The 3,675-nt window shown below is 64.8% G+C and carries 5 protein-coding genes; 2 read left to right on the forward strand and 3 right to left on the reverse strand.

Annotation, left to right across the window (positions count from 1 at the left end; genetic code table 11):
• Positions 1-437 (forward strand): anti-sigma factor family protein (locus E4L98_RS24230; protein ID WP_135204103.1); only part of this gene is annotated, 437 nt, incomplete at its 5' end.
• Positions 438-450: 13 nt separating this feature from the next.
• Here the strand turns inward: E4L98_RS24230 and E4L98_RS24235 are convergent.
• A complete protein-coding gene (locus E4L98_RS24235) occupies positions 451-957 on the reverse strand; it encodes a winged helix-turn-helix transcriptional regulator (RefSeq protein ID WP_135204104.1) in 507 nt (168 codons plus the stop codon).
• Positions 958-1,418: 461 nt separating this feature from the next.
• On the opposite strand from E4L98_RS24235, the gene E4L98_RS24240 reads away from it, so the two are divergent.
• A complete protein-coding gene (locus tag E4L98_RS24240; RefSeq protein ID WP_135204105.1) occupies positions 1,419-1,730 on the forward strand; it encodes a hypothetical protein in 312 nt (103 codons plus the stop codon).
• A gap of 22 nt (positions 1,731-1,752) precedes the next feature.
• On the opposite strand, the gene E4L98_RS24245 is transcribed toward E4L98_RS24240, so the two are convergent.
• A complete protein-coding gene (locus E4L98_RS24245; RefSeq protein WP_135204106.1) occupies positions 1,753-2,760 on the reverse strand; it encodes a Csu type fimbrial protein in 1,008 nt (335 codons plus the stop codon).
• Positions 2,757-3,675 (reverse strand): fimbria/pilus outer membrane usher protein (locus E4L98_RS24250; protein WP_135204107.1); only part of this gene is annotated, 919 nt, incomplete at its 5' end. The genes E4L98_RS24245 and E4L98_RS24250, both read right to left, overlap by 4 nt.

Raw genomic sequence — 3,675 nt, forward strand, 5'->3', positions numbered from 1 at the left:
CCGCCACCCTGCCGCTGCGCGCCGCGCTGGCCCACGCCGTCTATGCGCCCGAGGTGCGGCATCCGGTCGAAGTCGGCGCCGATCAGCAAGCCCATCTGGTCGCCTGGCTGTCCAGGCGCCTGGGCGCGCCGCTCAAGCCGCCGCAACTGGGCGCCCAGGGCTATGCACTGGAAGGCGGCAGATTATTGCCGGGCCAGAGCGGCCCGGTGGCGCAATTCATGTACCGCGACGCCAGCGGCGCCCGACTCACGCTGTACGTCTCGACGGAACAGACGCACAACAGCGAAACCGGCTTCCGCTACGCGCGCGAAGGCGATGTCAGCGTGTTTTACTGGATCGACGGTCGCTTCGGCTACGCCCTGTCCGGCAACCTGGACAAGACTGCGCTGGCCGGGCTGGCCAACGCAGTCTACGCCCAGCTGGAACCGGGCGGCTGAACCCGGCGGCCGGTCAGGCGCGGGCCTGGCCCGGCGACTGGCCGATCTTCACCAGCCGCGAGCGCATTCCCTCGGTGGCCGCCGGACCGGGCGCGAACATATAGTCTTCGTCATTGATGGCCAGGCCGCTGTTGGCGTCCACCAGCACCTGGTCGGCCGGCTTGCCGGTCTCGCGGCTCACCACCAGCAGGCTGGCCCCTTCCGGCGCCAGGTGCTCGTTGCCCCAGGCCACGAAGGCCAGCAGCACCGGCTTGAAGTCGCGGCCGGCCTTGGTGAGAATGTATTCATAGCGCGGCGGCCGGGTGCTGTACTGGCGGCGCTCCATCAGTCCGCCCTCGACCAGGCCGGCCAGCCGGCGCGTCAGCATGTTCGGCGCGATCTTCAGGCTCTTCTCGAATTCGTCGAAGCGCGTCAGGCCGTAGAAGGCGTCACGCAGGATCAGGATACTCCACCATTCACCGACTTTCCCCAGGCTGCGGGCGATCGGGCAAGGCATGCTGCCGAAATCCGTATGTTTCATTTTCATACTCCTCAGTGATAGGGTTGGCAACTATTGCTGGCAAACGCCGCCGGCGGCGACGGAGTCACTTGCATGCTGGATGCAAGAAAGTGTGACTTTTCTAGGTGATGCAACCACTGTGACAATGTGTGTATTTTCTCGTCTCAATTCGTTCTCCTTTTTTCCCTCGCGTTTTTCTTAATTTCTCCTATGAAAACCCGGCTTTTTGAGGCCGTTTGGACACCTCCAAAATAAGCTGAAAAACGACACTCAAAACTCTCCAAAAATCACGTTATTTCCACACGTAAATTTTTGTGTAAAATGTGAACATTCGAGAGATTGTTCTTTCAGGATAAAATTCTTCCTGTAGATTAACTTTCTCGGCCTTGCTGGCTACCCCAGCGGAACCGGATGCGCGATCTGCACCCGATTCCGCGTAGTCATCAACCTGATTGCCGCGCACCTCAAAAACGTGTGTAAAAATGAAAAACTTTACTCAAGCCCTAGTCGCCGTTCTGATCACTCTGCCGCTGCTGGCCAGCGCCGCCGGCAAGACCGCATCGGCCTCCATGCAGGTCACCTTTGAGGTCAAGGAATCCTGCAACGTGCAGACCACGGCCGACAGCGCCGCCGCCAAAAACGGCGCCAAAGCCGCCCCGGCCGTCGCCTGCCAGCTGAACAGCCCCTACCTGACCGCGCGCAACGGCGACAAAGCCGCCGTCAACAGCGGCACCGCCGCCAACACCGCCGTGCGCCAGGACAACGGCGCCGGCGACTGGACCATCTACTTCTAAGCCTTGCCTTTTCCCGCCACGCTCAGAACAACACCGTGGCCGTCACCGTATCCTTGTAGTCTCCCGGCGACGGGGTGGTCTGCGGCGGCACCAGGCCGAACACCGTCAGGCTTTTGCTCGTGCCATCGCCCGTCCCCGCCATCACCACCGTCCCGCCGCTGCCATCGCCGAGGCTGGGACCGTCCAGCGAACTTGAAATCTGATACGCCACCATTTCATTGGTGCTGGCGTTGCGCATCCGGCGCGCGGTCATGCTGCTGGCATTGCCGCCCGCCGAAAACACGATCTTGTAGGCGGTGCTGTTGCTGCAGCGGACCGTCAGATTGGCGCTGGTCCGCATCGCGCTGCTCAGCAGACTGGCGTTGGGAAACACCAGGCTGCCGGCGTTGATGTTGCAGTCATTGATCAGCGCCGCCCGCACCTGGAAGGGAATCGCCACCGTCTGCGGCAGCGCACAGCCCAGCACGCCCAGCAGCGAGAACTGGTATTGCATCACCGCGCTGCCGGCGCCGAAGGTGGAACTCACGGTCAGGTTGTCGGCGCCCACCGCGTTGGCGGCCAGCGTGGCGTCCGCCGTCAGCTTGGCGTACAGCGGTATCGTCTGCGACAGCGAGCCGAGGCCGCCGGTCTTGGTCATCTGAAACGTGATCGGCGTCGACGCGGTGCTGGTGCCGGCCCAGCCGCCCCAGATTTTGGCCGCCGCATAGCTGGCGTCCGTGTAGATGTTGTAATTGGCCTTGAGGCTGCCGTTGCCGAGCTGGCGCGGCGCCGTCACCGTGGTCGACGAATTGCTGCCGGCGCCCAGGTTCAGGCACACCGTCACGTTCGGCGTCAGCAGGCCACCGAGGAAATCGGTCCAGGTGCAGGTGACCTGGAAGCTGGCGGCGGCAAACACGTCGCTGCCGGAAATCGAACTGACGCTGGGGAACACGATATCGCTGGGCGTGATGCTGCAGTTGTCGGCACGCGCCTGGCCGCCCAGCAGCGCCAGCAGCAGTCCCAGCAGGAGCAGCCAGCGGCGCGCCATCATTGCACTCCCTTGCAGACAAATGGCCCCAGCGTGCCGAGCGGGTTGCCGCGCTCCGGCTGGTAGGCGAACTCGACGATGCAAGCCGCGCCGTCCACCGTGGCCTTCAGGTGATTCAGCGGCGCCAGGTGGTCGATGAAGGCGACGCCGTCGAAGCCGACGATGGTGCTGTTGCCGGTTTCCACGTGCAGCACCTGGCTGCCGGTGGCCAGCGGCTTGCCGTTGGCGTCGTGCAGGATCACGCTGGCCGCCTCATACTTCTCGACCGGGAAGCGCACCAGCACGCCCGACAGCCGCGCCGGCACCACCGCCTGGCCGGTGCTGGCGATGCGCGCATCGAGCGGCAGATGGCTGGGGTCGATGCCGATCTGGTTTTGCAAGTACGGGTTCAGGTTCGGCACCAGCATGTAGCCGCCGCTGCTGGTCCGGCCGATCGCCTGGTTTTCCTGCAGCACCGGCACGCCGCCGACGCCGTCGGTGGACACCAGCGCGAAGCCGGCGCCGACCTGGCGCGCGGCGTGCACCGTGCCGTCCATCAGCACCAGCGCGCCGCTCACGTCCACCGAGCTGGTGCGGTTGCCGCCGGTTTCCTGGGTGTAGCCGGTGACCTGGCCGTAATTGCCCAGATAGGTCAGCTGGCCCTGGCGCTGCGGCGCGCCGTTGTTCTGCACCGATTGCAGCGCCCAGCCGAAGCCGCCGCTGTAATCGGCGGTGCGGCTCAGCGTCAGGCTGTTGGTCTGCACGCCGTTCTGGCGGCTGCGGCTGGCGTTGGCCGAAATGCGGTCCCAGAAGCTGCCGCTCAGGCTGAAAAACACGCCGCGCGCCTGGTCGTCCTTGAAATCGCGGAAGGCGCTGACGCTGGCGTACAGGCCGAAACCGAGCGAGGCCGAATACGTCAGCGCCGCCACCCGCGCCGGC

The sequence above is a fragment of the Duganella callida genome, from assembly GCF_004614165.1.
Taxonomy (GTDB): domain Bacteria; phylum Pseudomonadota; class Gammaproteobacteria; order Burkholderiales; family Burkholderiaceae_D; genus Rugamonas; species Rugamonas callida.